20 protein-coding genes are annotated in these 18,543 nt (G+C 41.9%); 15 read left to right on the top strand and 5 right to left on the bottom strand.

Annotated elements, in window-relative coordinates; all coding sequences use genetic code 11:
* The first annotated feature begins 56 nt into the window (after window positions 1-56).
* From mltG to ACF1X7_RS00860, 7 genes are all read left to right on the top strand, one after another.
* On the top strand, window positions 57-1,208 hold the full coding sequence (mltG, locus tag ACF1X7_RS00890; protein WP_081038309.1) for an endolytic transglycosylase MltG: 1,152 nt from the start codon (window positions 57-59) through the stop codon (window positions 1,206-1,208).
* Between the two features lie 86 nt (window positions 1,209-1,294).
* Complete coding sequence (udk, locus tag ACF1X7_RS00885; protein WP_039099029.1) at window positions 1,295-1,927, top strand: uridine kinase; 633 nt, start codon at window positions 1,295-1,297, stop codon at window positions 1,925-1,927.
* A 76-nt stretch (window positions 1,928-2,003) separates the two neighbouring features.
* Complete coding sequence (gene greA, locus ACF1X7_RS00880) at window positions 2,004-2,477, top strand: transcription elongation factor GreA (RefSeq protein WP_004265286.1); 474 nt, start codon at window positions 2,004-2,006, stop codon at window positions 2,475-2,477.
* Between the two features lie 379 nt (window positions 2,478-2,856).
* Window positions 2,857-3,615 carry a cell wall-active antibiotics response protein LiaF gene (gene liaF / locus ACF1X7_RS00875; protein ID WP_004265216.1) on the top strand — a complete coding sequence of 253 codons (759 nt, stop codon included), beginning with the start codon at window positions 2,857-2,859 and terminating at the stop codon, window positions 3,613-3,615.
* Window positions 3,612-4,676 (top strand): sensor histidine kinase, encoded by a 1,065-nt coding sequence (locus ACF1X7_RS00870; RefSeq protein ID WP_065825458.1) that lies wholly within the window; start codon window positions 3,612-3,614, stop codon window positions 4,674-4,676. Before liaF ends, ACF1X7_RS00870 begins: the two co-directional genes overlap by 4 nt.
* Window positions 4,677-5,309, top strand: coding sequence for a response regulator (locus ACF1X7_RS00865; protein ID WP_035185961.1), 633 nt, complete (start codon window positions 4,677-4,679; stop codon window positions 5,307-5,309).
* 16 nt (window positions 5,310-5,325) lie between these two features.
* Window positions 5,326-5,619, top strand: coding sequence for a HesB/YadR/YfhF family protein (locus ACF1X7_RS00860; RefSeq protein ID WP_039099108.1), 294 nt, complete (start codon window positions 5,326-5,328; stop codon window positions 5,617-5,619).
* A 48-nt stretch (window positions 5,620-5,667) separates the two neighbouring features.
* Here ACF1X7_RS00860 and ACF1X7_RS00855 read toward each other — a convergent pair whose 3' ends face one another.
* The gene (locus ACF1X7_RS00855; RefSeq protein ID WP_039099109.1) at window positions 5,668-6,651 is read right to left on the bottom strand and encodes a YhdH/YhfP family quinone oxidoreductase; all 984 of its coding nucleotides are present in this window, start codon (window positions 6,649-6,651) and stop codon (window positions 5,668-5,670) included.
* A 158-nt stretch (window positions 6,652-6,809) separates the two neighbouring features.
* On the opposite strand from ACF1X7_RS00855, the gene ACF1X7_RS00850 reads away from it, so the two are divergent.
* The 7 genes from ACF1X7_RS00850 (at window position 6,810) to glmM (ending at window position 14,015) form a co-directional block, all read left to right on the top strand.
* Complete coding sequence (locus ACF1X7_RS00850) at window positions 6,810-7,901, top strand: ABC transporter ATP-binding protein (protein WP_004265322.1); 1,092 nt, start codon at window positions 6,810-6,812, stop codon at window positions 7,899-7,901.
* Window positions 7,902-7,906: 5 nt separating this feature from the next.
* Window positions 7,907-8,722 (top strand): ABC transporter permease, encoded by an 816-nt coding sequence (locus tag ACF1X7_RS00845; RefSeq protein ID WP_069468006.1) that lies wholly within the window; start codon window positions 7,907-7,909, stop codon window positions 8,720-8,722.
* Entirely contained in the window at window positions 8,719-9,528 is an 810-nt protein-coding gene (locus ACF1X7_RS00840) for an ABC transporter permease (RefSeq protein ID WP_056966048.1), read from the top strand. The genes ACF1X7_RS00845 and ACF1X7_RS00840 overlap by 4 nt, the downstream gene beginning before the upstream one ends.
* A 1-nt stretch (window position 9,529) precedes the next feature.
* On the top strand, window positions 9,530-10,597 hold the full coding sequence (locus ACF1X7_RS00835; protein ID WP_411162349.1) for an ABC transporter substrate-binding protein: 1,068 nt from the start codon (window positions 9,530-9,532) through the stop codon (window positions 10,595-10,597).
* Between the two features lie 70 nt (window positions 10,598-10,667).
* Window positions 10,668-11,507, top strand: coding sequence for a diadenylate cyclase CdaA (gene cdaA, locus ACF1X7_RS00830; RefSeq protein ID WP_004265257.1), 840 nt, complete (start codon window positions 10,668-10,670; stop codon window positions 11,505-11,507).
* Window positions 11,507-12,619, top strand: coding sequence for a YbbR-like domain-containing protein (locus tag ACF1X7_RS00825; RefSeq protein ID WP_411162348.1), 1,113 nt, complete (start codon window positions 11,507-11,509; stop codon window positions 12,617-12,619). The genes cdaA and ACF1X7_RS00825 overlap by 1 nt, the downstream gene beginning before the upstream one ends.
* Before the next feature lie 43 nt (window positions 12,620-12,662).
* Entirely contained in the window at window positions 12,663-14,015 is a 1,353-nt protein-coding gene (gene glmM / locus ACF1X7_RS00820) for a phosphoglucosamine mutase (protein WP_004265339.1), read from the top strand.
* A 249-nt stretch (window positions 14,016-14,264) separates the two neighbouring features.
* On the opposite strand, the gene ACF1X7_RS00815 is transcribed toward glmM, so the two are convergent.
* On the bottom strand, window positions 14,265-14,600 hold the full coding sequence (locus ACF1X7_RS00815; protein WP_004265305.1) for a hypothetical protein: 336 nt from the start codon (window positions 14,598-14,600) through the stop codon (window positions 14,265-14,267).
* Window positions 14,601-14,805: 205 nt separating this feature from the next.
* Between ACF1X7_RS00815 and glmS the strand changes: the two genes are divergently transcribed.
* Window positions 14,806-16,620, top strand: coding sequence for a glutamine--fructose-6-phosphate transaminase (isomerizing) (glmS, locus tag ACF1X7_RS00810; RefSeq protein ID WP_064777339.1), 1,815 nt, complete (start codon window positions 14,806-14,808; stop codon window positions 16,618-16,620).
* Window positions 16,621-16,665: 45 nt separating this feature from the next.
* On the opposite strand, the gene ACF1X7_RS00805 is transcribed toward glmS, so the two are convergent.
* From ACF1X7_RS00805 to thiD, 3 genes are read right to left on the bottom strand one after another with little or no spacing between them, the layout of a single operon-like run.
* Window positions 16,666-17,229, bottom strand: coding sequence for a TIGR01440 family protein (locus ACF1X7_RS00805; RefSeq protein ID WP_039099117.1), 564 nt, complete (start codon window positions 17,227-17,229; stop codon window positions 16,666-16,668).
* Window positions 17,230-17,241: 12 nt separating this feature from the next.
* Window positions 17,242-17,745: an ECF transporter S component gene (locus ACF1X7_RS00800; protein WP_039099118.1), complete on the bottom strand. Its 504-nt coding sequence runs from the start codon at window positions 17,743-17,745 to the stop codon at window positions 17,242-17,244.
* Window positions 17,735-18,532: a bifunctional hydroxymethylpyrimidine kinase/phosphomethylpyrimidine kinase gene (gene thiD, locus ACF1X7_RS00795; protein WP_064777337.1), complete on the bottom strand. Its 798-nt coding sequence runs from the start codon at window positions 18,530-18,532 to the stop codon at window positions 17,735-17,737. Before thiD ends, ACF1X7_RS00800 begins: the two co-directional genes overlap by 11 nt.
* Window positions 18,533-18,543 lie beyond the last annotated feature (11 nt).

Below are 18,543 nucleotides of genomic sequence, written 5' to 3'. Positions count from 1 at the left end.
AATTTGGTATAATGTTTTAAGGATTGTATTTAAAAGAGCAATTAGGAGGTCATCCTTTGAAGAAAGTTGATCAAAAGGAGCCAGTAAATCAAGAAAAAGCGGCACAATCATTGTACGAAGAACGCCGTGCAGAAAAAAAAGCAGCAAATAAAATTGTCTATTGGATTATCGGTATTCTATTAGCGCTTGTTGTCATTATTGGATTCATGGGATATCGCTACGTACAAGCATCTCTTAAACCATACGACACCAAAGCAAAACAAGAAATTACCGTGCGCATTCCCAACGGCTCAACGAATAAACAAATCGCTGCTATTTTGCAGGATAAAAAATTAATTCGAAGCGCGCCAGTCTTTAATTATTATGTGAAGACTCATAATTTCTCGGATTTCCAAGCCGGTTATCATGTGTTGAAACAATCAATGGGGTTAGATAAGATCATCTCTAACTTACAAAAAGAAGGCACACCAACCCGTCCTCGCGATGTGAAGGGCAAATTGTTAGTTAAAGAAGGGGTCACTTTAGAAGAAATTGCGGCCGAAGTTGGTAAACAAACAAAATTCTCTAAAGCAGCCTTCATCAAACAAGCGAATGATAAGCAATTCTTAGCAAGTTTAGAGAAGAAATACCCTGCATTATTGTCATCAACAATGGCTCAAAAGGATGTCCGCTATCACTTAGAAGGGTACCTTTTCCCAGCCACTTACGAAGTTTATAAAGATAGTACATTAAAAGAAATTATCACCGAAATGGTTTCAACGATGGATCAAAAAATGCAACCTTATTATGCAACCATTAAGGATAAGAAGTTAACCGTTCAACAAACGTTAACGCTAGCTTCATTGGTTGAACGTGAAGGGGTCACAGCCGTCGATCGCCAAAAGATTGCCGGTGTCTTCTTTAACCGTTTAGACATCGATATGCCAATTCAATCTGATATTTCAGTAATGTATGCATTAAATACCCACAAGACACACCTTTATAACAAAGATACTAAAGTCGATTCACCATATAACTTATATATCAATAAAGGTTATGGCCCAGGACCGTTTAACTCACCTAGTTTACAGTCTGTCACAGCCGTCTTGAATCCAGCTGATCGTGATCAAAATTATCTCTACTTTGTTGCTAACTTGAAGACAGGTAAAGTATATTACTCAAGAACCTTCGAACAACATAACGATACAACAGATTCGATTGAAGATTAGGTTCATTTAGGATTATCGAAGTCGACCGCCATTGGAGGTCGACTTCTGTTTGCCCAAAAAGAAGTTGAGAATAAAAGGAGCGTCCCATGTCCAGTCAAAAAAAAGCACCCATCATTATCGGCGTTACAGGCGGGTCCGGTAGCGGGAAAACAACCGTTAGCCAGGCTATCGCCCAAAAATTTGCGAATCACTCAGTGATGTTATTACCACAAGATGCGTATTACAAACGGCAAGATGTTCCGTTTGAACAACGCCAACAAACGAATTATGATCATCCAGATGCTTTTGACAACGATTTATTAATCGAACAAGCATCAATGTTAAAAAATCATCAAGCCATTGAACAACCGGTCTATGATTATAAAATTCATAATCGGACGGAGGAAATTCAACGGGTTGAACCGCAAGATGTTATTATCTTGGAGGGGATTCTTGTATTGGCTGATGCCCGGTTACGGGATTTGATGGATATTAAGGTTTATGTGGATACTGATGATGATATTCGGTTATTAAGACGGATGCATCGCGATATGGAAAGCCGTGGTCGAACGTTTGATGATGTGGTTGGCCAATATCTTAAGACGGTAAAACCCATGTTCCATGAATTCATTGAACCAACCAAGCGTTACGCTGATTTAATTGTCCCAGAAGGTGGCAATAATCGCGTGGCCATTGATTTACTTGTAACAAAGATTCAATCAATCCTAAATGCCGATTAAAGATTGAGATTTGACAAGGACGTACACAGTAATTAAGATAGTCAGTATTATTAATTAAAATAAAGAGGTGGATAAAATGGTACAAAAAACTTATCCAATGACTGCAGAAGGCAAAGAAAAGTTAGCCGAAGAACTAGAAACACTCAAAATGGTAAAACGACCAGAAGTCATTGACCGGATTAAAATTGCACGGAGCTTTGGTGATTTATCAGAAAACTCTGAATATGAATCAGCTAAAGATGAACAAAGCTCATTGGAAACACGCATCGCAGAAGTTGAGAATATGTTACGCTTTGCAGAAGTAATCGATGTTGATAGCATCGCAGCTGATGAAATTGCTGTTGGTAAAACAGTTAGCTTTACAGACGACGAAGATGGTGAAGAAGAAACTTACCAAATCGTTGGTGCTGCAGAATCAGACCCATTCAGTGGTAAAATTTCAAATGATTCACCAATTGCCCAAGCATTACTTGGCAAACACGTTGGTGATAAAGTAGCTGTGCAAACACCAGGCGGCGACATGCACGTCACAATTACAGAAGTTAAATAAAGTGCGTTTCGAACGGGTTAGTCTTTGAGGATTAACGTAAAAACGGGTGTTATGGTCGAATTTTGACCATGACACCCGTTTTGTAGCTAACCGGAAAAGGTTGTTCGAAAAAGCACGTTTAAGAATAGAGTGCTTTTGGGTGCGGTTAGCAACTGAGCATTAATACAAAATTGGCAGTCATCCAGATTTTAGGATGACTGCCAATTTTAGATTAAGCAGAAGTTGTTGCAGCCAAAAAGCACGTTTCAAAAAAGCCACGGAAATCAATCCCGTGGCTTTTTTATTTTGCCGTTAATTCGTTAATCAGCCTTGAGACGGATTGGTGTTTATCTGGTTTGCTTGTATAATAATATTAATCAGTTGAAAGGGGACCGTAAATATGCCGTTTATCTGGCGCGTTTTTTTAATAATAGAAGCGATTATCTTCGGGACGTTCATTTGGCAGATGATTACGATACCCGCAAATTTAGTGTTCATCATTGCAGGTATTTTACTCTTAGTCTGGGCCAACAAACGTCGTAGTAAAGGTAAAATCGGTGTCTGGACGACTTTGTTAACGATGGTCGGTTGCGTAGCTGTTACGGTACCACTGTTAATTAATTTCTCGTTATGGTTAATGATTATTGTTGCGGTCGTCTTTTTAGCCTTAAATCATAGCCGAATGGGACAGTTTAGCAGCCGCAATATGAATCAGTTGTTTGATAATGCCCCTTGGCGCAAGAAAAAATTTATTCCCGTTAATACGACGGAACCCACCGCGAAAAAGACAACAGTCAAGCGGCATAGTTGGTTTGGTCATCAGACAATTGGCAATAACATTTTTGAATGGGATGATATTAACTTCGCGGTCGCTGCCGGTGATACAATTATCGATTTAGGGAGCACCATTTTACCCAAGAATGACAACCATATTGTCATCCGTAAGGGGTTTGGAAAGACACGGATTTTAGTGCCTGTCGGGACCGGTGTCTATCTTGATCACTCTGCAATGTTAGGGAGTGTGACAATCGACAATCAGCACTATAATTTGAAAAATGAGTCGATTCAGTTGTATAGTACAAACTATGATGAAGAAAGTCGCCACCTTAAAATCATTACCAACGTAATGATTGGTGATCTTGAGGTGATCTTAGTATGAGCAAGTTAACGCGGAGCTTTATATGGATCAGCACGAGTTTGTTGACGCTTCTGTTTTCAGTGGCGTTATTTTTTGCGTATTTCTACAGTACGCATCAGGAACAATGGCTGATTAGTTTGGCCACGAAGCAATTATTCTATGTACCACTGATTGTTTATATTGTGGTGGCCGCAATGGCAGTAGGCTTTTTAGTTACCGCAATCGTCTATCTTGTCGTACGTAAGCAATTATCCCATACTGAAAGCCAGTTACAATTTTTACTTTCTGGACAGTATGAATCGCCTGTTTTTCAGATTAGACAGAGCGAAACCAATGACTACGCGATGTCAATCGAGCAAACAGTTGAACAACTACGCCAAAAAATGATACGCTTACAACAAGAGATTCAAAGTTATAGTGATCGGCCGACCGTGATTGCTGGTGAAACCAAGGAAGAAATTCTAGCGCAAGAACGGCATCGTTTAGCACGCGAGTTACATGATTCAGTGAGTCAGCAACTATTTGCGGCGACGATGATGTTGTCGGCACTCAGTGAAGTTGCGCAAAAACAAGCTGATAACGCACAGATGTTGCAGTCCTTAACGACAGTTGAACGGGTGTTAAATGAGGCTCAATCAGAAATGCGGGCCTTACTCTTGCATCTACGACCAGTTAATTTGGAAGGCAAGAGTTTACGCGATGGGATCATTCAGTTATTGAACGAATTGAAGACCAAAATTGCGATTCAGATTACATGGGACATTGATAGCATAACGTTACCAAGTGGCATCGAAGATAATTTATTTAGAATTGTCCAAGAGTTGCTGTCAAACACACTACGGCATGCGAAGGCCCAAGAGATTGAAGTATACTTGAAACAACTCGGTCAGAGTGTTTTACTAAAGGTAATTGATGACGGGACCGGGTTTGATACGAATGCTGAGCAAAAAGCCGGCAGTTATGGGTTAAAGAACATTGTCGAACGGGCCCATAGTGTTGGGGGGACGGCAAAAATTATTAGTTTGCCTAACCAGGGAACGAGTGTTGAAATTCGAGTGCCACTATTAAAGGAGACCAATTAAGTGATTAATGTATTGATAGTAGACGACCATGAAATGGTGCGATTAGGCATCTCAACGTATTTAGGGGTTCAAGACGATATTCATGTCGTCGATCAAGCCGTCAATGGTAAAGAAGGTGTCGAAAAGGCGCTTGCATTACGTCCTGACGCGATTTTAATGGACTTAGTGATGCCTGAGATGGATGGCATTGAGGCCACCAAAACGATTTTAAAGGCGTGGCCTGAAGCCAAAATCATTATCTTAACGAGTTTTATCGATGATGAGAAAGTTTATCCGGCGATTGAAGCCGGTGCGGCCAGTTACATATTAAAAACTTCTACAGCCGAGGAAATTGCCAATACGATTCGTAAAACGGCGCAAGGACAATCGGTTTTAGAGCCAGAAGTGACGAATAAGATGATGAATCGCTTAACACATCCGGCTGAACCTAAGCTATATGAAGACTTAACTAATCGCGAACGTGAAGTCTTAGGCTTGATTGCCAAAGGCCGTAGTAATCAAGAGATTGCGGATGAATTATTCATTACGTTAAAAACGGTCAAGACGCACGTTTCAAATATTTTGGCGAAGTTACAAGTGGATGATCGCACCCAAGCGGCAATTTATGCGATTAAGAACCAACTAGTCGATTAATCAGGAGGAGTTTAACATGCAAATTCAGGTGTCAGATGCAGCAAGTCAATGGTTTCGCGACGAATTAGCCTTACAATCGGGGGATGCAGTCCGCTTTTTTGGCAAAGTGTATGGTCAAACGGCCGTGCATGATGGCTTTTCATTGGGCATGGAATGCGCCACTGTTGAGCAGCCAATTGGTTCGGTTGTTAAAGATGGTATTACCTATTTTGCGAGTCAATCGGACGAATGGTTTTTTGCCGATTATGATTTACAGGTTGATTACGATCCAGAGCTTGAAGAACCTAAGTATCAATTTGAACGTCGTTAGACGATAAAAAGCCCCGCCAAATCATTTGGCGGGGCTTTTTATTTTGGGTTAAAAGGCGACCAGTACGCGCCCAGTTTTATGCGTCTTCTGGCTAAGTTCTCGGGCTAAATCAGAAAAGGCGACCAAGTTAACTGTTGGCCAAATTTCCGGTTTAAACGTCGTGGCGAGTAATTGCCAGAGTTCTTTACGGTCTTTGCGCGGGTAATAGACTGAATCAATTCCGGCTAAGGTAATCCCACGTAGAATAAACGGCATCACTGTTGTTTCTAGGGTTGCACCAGCGGCATTGCCACAAGTTGCTACGAATCCGCCGGCACAAACTTGCGGTAAGATGTGGGCTAAAACAGGACCGCCAAGCGTATCAATAACCCCGGTGAATGTCTGATGGCTGAGCGCTTTAAGCGGACCAGCAGTTAGGTCAGCTGTATTAATAACATGGGTCGCACCAAGGTGCAATAAATAATCGGTTTGTTGCAAGTCACGCGTAGTTGCCGTTAGATTTGTGAAGCCAAGCTGCGCGAGGATGGTAAGTGCGAAACTTCCGACTCCGCCAGTGGCACCCGTAATTAAGAGTGGGGTGTCATGATCGGCTGTAAAGGCTTGGCGTAATAATTTGCTGAGCGCAATTGCGGCGGTGAAACCGGCCGTCCCAAACTGCATCGTTTCAGCAAGACTAAGATTTTCGGGCAACTTAAAGAGCCATTCACTAGGGACTTTGACATATTCAGCGTAGCCCCCAGCGATTGTAATGCCAGTTTCATAACCCGTACATAACACCTGATCGCCCGCTTCAAAGAACGGATTATCCGATTCGACAACTTCGCCAGCAAAATCAACGCCAGGTGTCATGGGGTAGTGACGTAAGACGCCACTTTTAGGATTCATAGCGAGCCGGTCTTTGTAGTTAATATCAGAATAGGCGACTTTGACTAACACCCCGTCTTTAGCGAGGTCTGGCGTTAACTTAGTTTGATAAGTGGCACTGACAGTAGTATCGGTTTGTTCTAAAACGAGTGCTTGATAGGCGACCATATGATTACAACCTCATTTCTAAATAATTATTTAACTCCATTATACAACAATGTTCGCTTTGAATTGGCATTGCGTCTCGGAAACGGTATAATTAATAGGATATTAGTCAACTAATAACGAGTCTGAGAGTGCTAAAGATAAAGGGGACGAAGAAGAAGATGCAACAACCAATGGTGGAATTTAAAAATGTCATTAAAGAATACGACGATGTCCAAATTTTAAAGGGCATCGACATTGCGTTGGAAAAAGGTAAGTTTTATACCTTACTAGGGCCGTCTGGCTGTGGTAAGACAACTATTTTAAGAATTATCGCCGGATTTACCAATGCGTCTGCCGGGGATGTTTTATTTGAAGGGCAGAAGATGAACGATTTACCGGCCAATAAGCGCCAAGTCAATACGGTTTTTCAAGATTATGCCTTATTTCCCCATCTAAATGTCTTTGAGAATGTTGCATTTGGGTTAAATCTACGTAAAGTTAAAAAAGCAGCGATTAAAGAAAAAGTGATTGAAGCCCTTAAATTGGTGCGCCTTGCCGGATATGAGAATCGCGAAATTAGTGAGTTATCAGGTGGGCAACAACAACGAGTAGCGATTGCGCGCGCTTTGGCCAATGAACCAAAAGTCTTGCTACTAGATGAACCTCTATCAGCACTCGATATGAAATTACGAAAAGATATGCAATATGAACTACGCGATTTACAACAACGGTTAGGGATCACGTTCTTATTTGTAACGCATGATCAAGAAGAAGCCTTAGCGATGAGTGATGAAATTTTTGTTATGAACGAAGGGCGCGTGTTGCAAAGTGGGACACCTGTCGACATTTATGACGAACCGATCAACCATTTCGTAGCCGATTTTATCGGGGAAAGTAATATTCTGCCAGGTAAAATGGTTGCTGATTATCAAGTTGAAATGGTCGGCAAGCAGTTCGAATGTGCCGATGCCGGGATGCGGGTCAACGAAGCAGTTGAAGTGGTGCTTCGTCCTGAAGATCTAGACATTGTTGCCGTTGACCAAGGCCAATTAGTGGTAACGGTTGATACGCAGCTATTCCGTGGTGACTATTATGAAATTACGGCCTATGATGCGGATCAAAACCGGTGGTTGATTCATTCAACTAACCCAGCTAAAGATGGTCAACGAGTCGGCTTATTCTTTGAACCAGAAGATGTGCACATCATGCGTTTTGGGGAATCAGAAGAAGATTTCGATGCACGACTTGAAAGTTACGAAGAGGAGGACTAAGGCAATTGCGTAAAAAACAATGGTTATATTACTTACCATATGCCCTCTGGCTAATTTTGTTCGTCCTCGCACCAGTCGCATTGATTGTGTACCAGTCCTTCTTTGATATCAATGGGCATGCGACATTGGTCAACTACACGACCTATTTCCAGTCAGGTACTTACTTGAAGATGACATTAAATTCGATATGGTACGCCTTTTTAATTACGCTGATTACGCTATTAATCAGTTATCCGACGGCGTATTGGCTTCATCAAACGAAACATAAACAACTTTGGCTATTATTAATTATTTTACCGACATGGATTAACTTATTACTGAAAGCTTATGCGTTTATCGGGATTTTTAGTCAAGATGGTGCCATTAATCATTTTTTGGGGTGGTTCGGGATTGGGCCACAACAGATTTTATTTACGAATTTCAGTTTCTTAGTGGTGGCGACCTATATTGAAATTCCGTTTATGATTTTGCCGATATTTAATAGTTTAGAAGAATTGAATCCATCATTGGTCAATGCAAGTCGTGATCTTGGCGCAAGTAGTTGGCAAACCTTTACGAAAGTCATCTTACCGTTAACAATGGCTGGGGTTAAAGCCGGGATACAGGCCATCTTTATTCCATCGTTATCCTTATTCATGTTGACGCGTCTAATCGGGGGTAACCGCGTGATTACGCTGGGGACTGCGATTGAAGAACACTTCCTCACAACAATGAACTGGGGAATGGGCTCGACCATCGGGGTGGTCTTAATCGTCGCCATGGGCTTAATCATGCTGGTAACCGGGGAGCAAAAAGCAAAGAAGAAGGTGACTAACAAATGAAAAAAATGAAATGGCAAAACGTTTGGTTAGTGCTTGTCTCTGTCTTATTGTACGCACCGATTTTCTATTTGATTTTCTATTCATTTAGCAGTGGGGATAATATGAATGGCTTCAAGGCATTTACCTGGGCAAATTATCAGGCCTTGTTTGAAGATACTCGGATGATTGAAATTGTGTTACAAACGTTATTAATCGCGATTCTATCATCTTTATGTGCGACGATTGTGGGGACGTTTGGGGCGTTAGGGATTTATTCAACGAAGCAACGGCGTGTGCGCAATATGATTTTATCGCTGAACAATATTTTAATGGTTTCACCCGATGTCATTATCGGGGCAAGTTTTTTGATTTTCTTCACGTTCTTAGGTTTTGGTTTGGGCTTTGGTTCAGTTTTACTGAGCCATATCGCTTTTTCAATTCCGATTGTTGTCTTGATGGTTTTGCCGAAGTTAAATGAAATGCGGCCAGCATTAGTTGATGCGGCACGTGATTTAGGTGCGACTGACTGGCAAGTCCTGAGTAAAGTTATTTTACCGTACATTAGTTCCGGCATTTTTGCAGGCTTTTTCATGGCGTTCACCTATTCGCTAGATGATTTTGCCGTAACCTTCTTTGTCACTGGGAACGGGTTTGAAACGCTCTCCGTTGAAATTTACTCCAGAGCGCGTCAAGGAATTAGTCTAGAAATCAACGCATTATCTGCCTTGATGTTTGTCTTCTCCTTAATCCTTGTGGCCGGCTACTATTTATTGAATCAAAGAAGCCAAGCCCAAAAAGCACGGCGTAAACGGAAAGCGGGGGCTTAAAATGAATAAATTAGGACGCATCACTTTAGCGATTTTAGTGGTCTGTGCAGCCCTTTGGTTTGGGACGGTTGAATTACAAAAATCACAAGGTTATACGAAAAATAATACATTAACATTATATAACTGGGGCGATTATATCGACCCAGCACTTATTAAAAAGTTTGAAAAGCAAACTGGTTATCACGTTTCGGTTGAGACGTTTGATAGCAACGAAGCGATGTACACGAAGATTAAGCAGGGTGGGACTGCTTACGATTTAGCGGTGCCAAGTGAGTACATGATTGAAAAGATGCGCAAAGCACACTTACTTAAACCGATTGATCATCGTCGCTTAACCGACTATCAAAATATTGGCAAGGATTTTTTGAATCAATCATTTGATCCTGGGAATAAGTATTCATTGCCTTATTTCTGGGGCACACTCGGGATTATCTACAACGATCAATTGGTTAAAAAACCACTGACACATTGGTCAGATCTATGGTCACCAGATTATCGCGGCCAAATTATGGTAGTCGATAGTGCTCGGGATATGATGGCCGTGGGCTTGATCGAAAATGGCCAGTCAGTCAATAGCACGAATCCGGCGGTTTTAAAGGCGGCTAAGGACAAGCTTGATCAGATGGCACCAAATGTCAAAGCGATTGTAGCTGACGAAATTAAGATGTATATGGTTCAAAATGAAGCGAGTGTTGCTGTGACTTGGTCCGGTGAAGCTGCCGAGATGTTGGATAATAATCCCCATTTGCACTATGTAATTCCAGAAGAGGGCAGCAATCTATGGTTTGATAATCTAGTGATTCCCAAGACGGCAAAACATGAAAAGGCGGCCTATGCCTTCTTAAACTTTATGTTAGAGCCCAAAAACGCGGCTCAAAATGCTGAATATATTGGTTATTCAACGCCCAATATACCGGCCAAAGCACTCTTGCCAGCAGCAACACGGAATAACCCAGGCTATTATCCAAGTCAAAAGGTGATCGATCGCTTGCAAGTTTATAGCGATTTATCACCAACTGCGGTTGGCCGTTATAATGATTTATTTTTAGAGTTTAAAATGCAACATTAAAAGTACAATGAGCAGATTGAAATGGTTCATGGTATAATAGATACAGAATTTTTTTGGATGGAGGTTACCTATGTCATTTGAATGGTCACAGTTATTAACATGGCGGATGCTCGCAAATGTGCTAGACATCATCGTTGTCTGGTATTTTGTGTATAAATTAATCATGTTGATTCGCGGTACCAAAGCCGTCCAATTGTTTAAAGGCATTATAGTCATTGCGCTGATTAAGGTTATCAGTTGGTACATTGGTCTACGAACTGTTTCGTACATTATGGATCAATTTATCAGCTGGATTGTGATTGCGTTGATCGTTATTTTTCAACCCGAAATTAGACGTGGTTTGGAACATATCGGACGTGGATCGCTACTACGACGCGGCGTTAATCCCAAGATTGAACAAGAAAATAATTTAATTAAAGCCCTCGATAAGTCGATTCAGTATATGTCGAAACGGCGTATCGGGGCGCTGATTACAATTCAAATGAATACCGGTTTGGAAGATTATATCGAAACTGGGATTGATTTGGATGCGGATGTGACGGGGGAGTTATTAATTAACATCTTTATCCCGAATACACCATTGCATGATGGGGCGGTCATAATTCGCGATGATAAGATTGCCGTTGCGGCCGCTTATCTACCACTTTCAGAGAGTAATTTAATTCCCAAAGAATTAGGGACCAGACATCGGGCAGCCGTTGGGATTAGTGAAGTAACGGATGCTTTGACGATTGTTGTTTCTGAAGAAACCGGTGGTGTCACATTAACGCGCAATAACGAGTTAATGCGTGATTTAAGCCGTGATGATTATATGAAGTACTTCAACTCGCATTTGATTACCCAAGAGGAAAACAAAACGAGTCTCTTACAAGAATTTGTTGATGGCTTCAAAAAAGGAGGCCAGAAATGATGAAAAAGTTTGTTGAAGGCCCATGGCTCTATCGAATTTTAGCGTTATTTCTAGCGTTGTTACTGTTTGGTTATGTCAATTTGGATGAAATTAACACGACGCGCCAGACGAATAACAATGATACACAGATGCTAGCAACCCGCACGGAAACCGTAAAAGTGCCGCTCCAGATTAATGCGGATACTGATCGGTATTTCATTACCGGCTATCCACAAAAGGTCAAAGTGAAATTATCCGGGCCGAATGCGCTAGTCACATCAGCAGTTAACACATTAAATTTCCGCGTGATTGGCGATTTAACGAAGCTGGGTCCTGGTGATCACACCGTCAAGTTAAAACAGACGGGGATTAATAAAGATATCAAAGTCACGATTGAACCTAAAGAAATTAAGGTCCACATTGAGCACAAAGTGACAAAGCAATTCCCTGTGCAGGTCAATGTTAAGAAAGAAAACTTAGCGGCCGGGTATAGTCTAGGAAATCCAAAACTAAGTCAAGACGTGGTTGAAGTCAGTGGTGCAAAATCAGCAGTAAATGCTGTGTCGCAAGTAGTAGCCACTGTTGATCCCGATGAAGGCACCAAAAAAGACATCAATGAAGAAGTCTTGTTGCAAGCTGTTGATCGCAATGGGAAAGCGTTAAATGTTTTAATTTCACCACAAACCGTTAACGTTAAGATATTGGTTCAAATGAGTAAGAAAACACTCCCGATTAGTTTGGAAAAGGCCGGTGAAAAAAGTGGCTACAGCTACAGTCTGTCATCAACAACTGATTCAGTGACCGTGTATGGTCGTCAAACAGCTTTAGCCAAGTTGACGTCGTTACCAGTGAGTGTCGATTTATCGTCAATCACGAGTTCAACTTCAAAGACGGTTAAAGTGGCTTTACCACACAACATTTATGAGAGTACGCCAAGTGCCATTAAGGTGACAATTACGGTGACTCCAGATACGACCAATACGAGTGCTACTAATACTGTTGAAGCGCCGTCTGAAAGTACGGCACAAACATCAAGTAGTGCGCCCGTTGAGTCAAGTTCAAGTAACAGCCAATCAAGTAGTCAATCAAGCTCAAGTGAAAGTAGTAAAGCAAATACCGATGTAAATCAATAATCAACGCTAAAGATTTTAGCAGGATGAATGGAGATAATTAAATATGACAAAGTATTTTGGAACTGATGGTGTACGTGGCGTTGCCAACTTAGAATTAAGCCCAGAAATGGCTTTTAAATTAGGACGTGCGGGTGGTTACGTTTTGACCAAGCACGCTGATAAGGATCAACGGCCAAAGGTTTTGGTGGCTCGTGACACACGTATTTCAGGCCAAATGTTAGAACAATCTTTGATTTCCGGCTTATTATCAGTTGGGATTGAAGTCTTATCATTAGGCGTGGTGACAACACCTGCGGTTGCCTATTTAATTAAGGTTCAAGAAGCAAGTGCCGGCATTATGATTTCAGCCTCACATAACCCCGCTATCTATAATGGAATTAAATTCTTCGGCGCAGATGGTTACAAATTACCAGACGCAACTGAAGAAGAAATTGAAGCAATTATTGATGCCGAAGAAGATACTTTACCACGTCCAGAAGGCGCTGGTCTGGGGACGGTGGAAGAATATCCAGAAGGTGCTTTGAAGTATACCCAATTCTTAGAACACACGATTCCTGATGATTTAGCTGGGATTAAAGTGGCATTGGATGGCGCAAACGGTTCAACCAGTGGTTTAATTAGCCGCGTATTTGCTGATCTAGAAACAGAATTTACAACAACGGCAACCCATCCAGATGGTTTGAATATCAACGATGGTGTCGGTTCAACACACCCAGAAAATGTTGCTAAAAGAGTGCTTGAAACAGGCGCGCAAGTTGGACTAGCATTTGATGGTGACGGGGATCGGTGTATCGCAGTTGACGAATTAGGTAATATTATTGATGGGGACAAGATTATGTTCATTCTCGGTCAATATTTATCTGATAAGGGTCGTTTAAAACAAGATACGATTGTCACAACTGTTATGAGTAATATCGGCTTGTATAAAGCGATTGAAGCCAACAACATGCAATCAGTCCAAACAGACGTTGGGGATCGTCACGTCGTTGAAGAAATGCGTGAAAAAGGCTATAACCTTGGTGGCGAACAATCAGGACACATCATCATCTTTGATTACCACAATACAGGTGATGGGATGTTAACCGGGATTCAACTCTTAAACGTCATGAAACAAACTGGTAAGAAGTTATCTGAATTAGCAGCTCCTGTTCAAACTTACCCACAAAAACTCGTTAACTTAACAGTTAAGGACAAGGATGCTTGGTTAACAAATGACAAGATCCAAGCTGCCATTGATACCGTTGAAAAAGAAATGAATGGTGATGGCCGCGTCTTGGTTCGTCCAAGTGGGACAGAACCATTGCTACGAGTAATGTGTGAAGCTGCAACAGAAGAAAAAGTAAATCAATATGCTGATCAAATCGCAGCGGTTGTTAAAGCTGAAATTGGCGCATAATTAAAGGGAGTGCTGACGCGAGTTGGTTAGGCTTTGAGGATTAACAGTAAAATGGGGGTTATGGTGTTTCTTGCCATAATCCCCATTTTGCAGTTCACCGGAAATGGCTACTCGAGAAGCGCGTTCAAGTTGGTCAACTTTTGAGCACTAGCTTGAAAAGCACGTTCTCACTTGAATCAAACTAAAAAAGCCCGTCAACATTGTGTTGACGGGTTTTTTTGGTGCAATTTTATTTAAGAGCCCATTCTTCTAACGCAATGTGACTTGTTCGTACATCAGAAAACCAAAGACAACCAATAAGACAACAGCAGCGGATATCAGATACCATTCTTTGACAAGTATGATAGGTGCATCAGTCAAATGATAATTTTTGCGGTAACGTTTGAGATTGAAAACACTGACTTCATTCACGATGATTAATAAAGCGGGTTCTAATAGTAGCATGTATTTACTACCGGTTGAATCGACAATGTTATTGGCGGCAATATGTAAGGCGATTGTTTTAGGTGCAACGACGATAAAGCTCAGTCCGACTAATAGGCCAAGAAGAGAAATACTTCGAATTAACAAGATGCTCTTTTTCATTACAGAAACTCCTTTTCTAAAATTGACTGGTCTTAGTATAGCATAAAAGCGCTAGATAGCGGAAAATATTTGGACTATACCAAAATTATAAATTTATATATACCAATAAAAATGTTGACATTAAAATCGTTGGTGCTATTATATTTAAGTGTTGTACCAATTGATTAAAAAATATTAAACCAAAGTTGAAAAGAGGATTTTTATAATGTGTGGAATCGTAGGCGTAATTGGCAATGAAAAGACAACTGAAATTTTATTAAACGGATTAGAGAAGTTGGCGTATCGTGGTTACGATTCAGCGGGCATTTACGTGAACAGCAAAACTGGGCATGACTACTTAGTTAAAGAACCCGGTAAAATTAGCGTTCTAGAAGCAGCGGTTGGGCCTGAAGTACAAGGAACAATCGGTGTTGGTCATACGCGTTGGGCAACGCATGGTGTTGCGAGTCGTGATAATGCGCATCCGCATGTTTCTGAAGATGGTCGTTTTTACTTGGTTCACAACGGCGTGTTAACTAACTATTTAGCTTTAAAAGAAACATACTTGGAGGATGTCCATTTTGTCAGTCAAACCGATACGGAAGTCGCTGTTCAGTTGATTGCTTACCTTGCTAAGACAGAACAATTATCAGCTAAGGAAGCCTTCCGGAAGGCTTTAACGTTGATTGAAGGCTCATACGCATTTGTCATGGTCGATCGTGATGATCCTAACACCTTATACGTTGCTAAGAATAAATCGCCATTGTTAATCGGTGTAGGTGATGGCTTTAACGTTGTGTGCTCGGATGCATTAGCGATGTTGAATGAAACAAAAGATTTTATTGAAATCCATGATCGTGAAATGGTGACACTCACGAAACAAAGTGTTCAAATTGAAGATTTAGACGGCACTTTTATTCACCGCGAAAGCTATCATGTTGAAATGGATGCTGATGCAGCGGGCAAGGGCACATACCCCCACTACATGTTAAAAGAAATCGACGAACAACCAGCTGTTATGCGGCGTTTATTGAACGAATACGTAGCTGCTGATGGAGAGCTTAAAATCGACTCAGCGTTACTCAGTGCAATGAATGATGCAGATTGCCTCTATATCGTGGCGGCTGGGACAAGTTATCATGCCGGTTTAATCGGGAAGACCTTGTTTGAAACATTAACACACAAGCCTGTCGAAGTACATGTTGCTAGTGAATTCGGCTATCACATGCCGCTATTATCTGAAAAGCCATTCTTTATCTTTTTAACACAAAGTGGCGAAACTGCTGATAGTCGCCAAGTGTTGGTACAAACTAATGCCTTACATTATCCAAGCTTGACCATCACTAATAGCCAAGGGTCAACACTTTCACGGGAAGCTGATTACACATTATTATTGCATGCAGGCCCAGAAATTGCGGTTGCTTCAACGAAAGCCTACACTGCACAAATTGCAGTTGAATTATTCTTGGCTGTTGCGCTTGGACGCCACAATCAACTGGTGCTAGCAGAACAATTCGATGTACATCATGAATTAGGCTTAGTCGCTACTGGCATGGAAGCTTTATTGAGCGAAAAAGAACAGATTGAAACCTTGACGACTGATTACTTACAAACAACACGCAATACCTTTTATATTGGTCGTGGTGAAGATTATGCCTTGAGTTTAGAAGCTGCTTTGAAGTTAAAAGAAATTTCATACATCCAAGCTGAAGGATTTGCAGCCGGCGAATTAAAACATGGCACCATCGCTTTGATTGAAGAGGGGACACCCGTTATTGCATTCTTAATGGATGCCAAAACGATTGCGCACACGCGTGGTAACTTACAAGAAGTGACTGCGCGTGGGGCAAAAGCCTTGACGATTGTCAGCGAAGAATCTGCTGAAGCAGATGATCAGATCATTTTACCAACCGTAAACGACTTATTGACACCATTATTGGGGATCATTCCTGGTCAATTAATTGCTTACTATGCAAGTTTGCATAGAGGGTATGATGTAGATCAGCCAAGAAACCTAGCTAAGAGTGTCACGGTTGAATAAATAATATTCAAAAAGCCTCGTTCAAAGAACGAGGCTTTTTTGCGTTTAATGAGTTGGTGCATATGTTGCTCGAGGACCGCCAACGTATTTTGGTCGTGACCGTAAAGCTGTGACATGTGCACTACCCAATGTATCAAGGGTTGGGCGGACAGGGACTTGAACGAATTTCACGTGCATCCCAATCGCCGTATCACCGATATCTAATCCAGCTTGTGCAACGATATGTTCAACTTCAACCGGATCACTGAATTGTTCAAATGCAGCGACGGAGCAGGCGCCTCCAGCGTGCATAGCAGGAACAACTGAGACAATTTCAAAGTCGTGTGCGCGGGCGACCTGACGTTCAATCACCAAACTACGGTTAATATGTTCACAGCCTTGCACGGCTAAATGAATCCCCAATGGATTGAGAATGCCACGAAGTGTTGCGATGATGACTTCACCGACTTCTTTGCTAGAAGCCTTACCGATATGACCACCGACGACTTCACTCGTTGAACACCCGAGAACGAACAAATCACCATTTCCTAAGTGTGCTTCGTTTAGAACATCCTGAGTCATCTTTGTTAAGTCTTGTTGAATTTGGTTTAATTGTAATTCGTTTGTCATTTAAAAAATCTCCTAGTGGTTAAATAATTGTGGTCGAATACGGGATAAACTAGTGACTAACGGGATGGTAACCACGATACCAAGTCCATTTTGAACAATATTACTGAAAATCGAAGCGATTCCGGCAGCCCAGCCGAAAAGTAAACTGGTAGCTAAAAAGTAACCGGCAACCATGACGATACTACCGCAAATGAGGGGGATAATCAGCTGCTTTGGTCGCATTGAATCATTACGAGTTAGGTGACCTACAACGAAGCCTTGCCCCCCATGAATGATGAGTGAGAAGAGACACCACTCAGGGTAACCAGATAATAGATCGATTAATAGGCCACTCAGGGCTCCGACAGTGAGTCCGCCAGGATTTCGCAGCATGATCGCCGTTGTATAAATACCGACCTCACAGAGCGTCACAAAGCCCTTCGTCGCCGGAATCGGGATGATGATTAACAAAGAGAGTGCCACGGTCAATGCGGTGAGCATCGCGAGTAATGGTAATTGACGTTTATTAAAGTGCATGTTTAGTAGCCCCCTGCCAGACATTCCCCAGGCCATGGCGTAGATGAATACCATCTTTTAAACCGGCATAAACAAATTTCTTTGCGCGTGCCACGGCAACTTCAATCGATTTTCCTTGTGCTAATTCCGCCGCAATCGCTGCCGAAAGCGTACAACCGGCGCCATCAATGGTAGTTGTTTCCAATCGTGGAGCTTCTAAATAATGAGTTGTTGCGCCCGATTTTAATAAATCAACGGCCTGCTCACCAGGGAATCGTTGACCACCTTTGATAATGACGTGCTTGGGGCCAAATGATTGGATAATTGTAGCAGCTTCGACCATTTCCTCACGCGTGGTAATTGACGAAAGACCACTGAGTTGTTGGGCCTCCAACAAGTTTGGGGTGACAACGCTCGTCAAAGGCAGTAGTTCTTTTTTTAACGTGTCGAGGTACGCTTGCTGCGCAGGAATGGCGCCTTCTTTAAAGACGAGGACCGGGTCAGCGATGATGGTTAATTCAGGATGTTGTCGTAGTCGCTCACAGATGGCTTTTAAAGTTTCCGTTTGATGAACCAAACCAATTTTAACGTGCGTTAGTGGCACGTAGTTTAAAATGGCATCAAGCTGGTCCAAAATGGTATCCTCAGGTAAGTTGTGGATTTTCAAGTGACCGTCTGGTAGCAATGTAGCGATGCAAGTTAAGGCACTGACCCCAAACGTTTCTAAGGCCTCGAACGTTTTTAAATCGGCCTGGATGCCACCACCACCCAGAGTATCAGAGCCGGCAATGGTTAGAATGTTTTGCATAGTTGTCCTCC

It is taken from the genome of Latilactobacillus sp. VITA-14 (assembly GCF_046580785.1).
GTDB lineage: Bacteria > Bacillota > Bacilli > Lactobacillales > Lactobacillaceae > Latilactobacillus > Latilactobacillus curvatus.
This window is presented reverse-complemented; position numbering and strand designations above follow the sequence as displayed.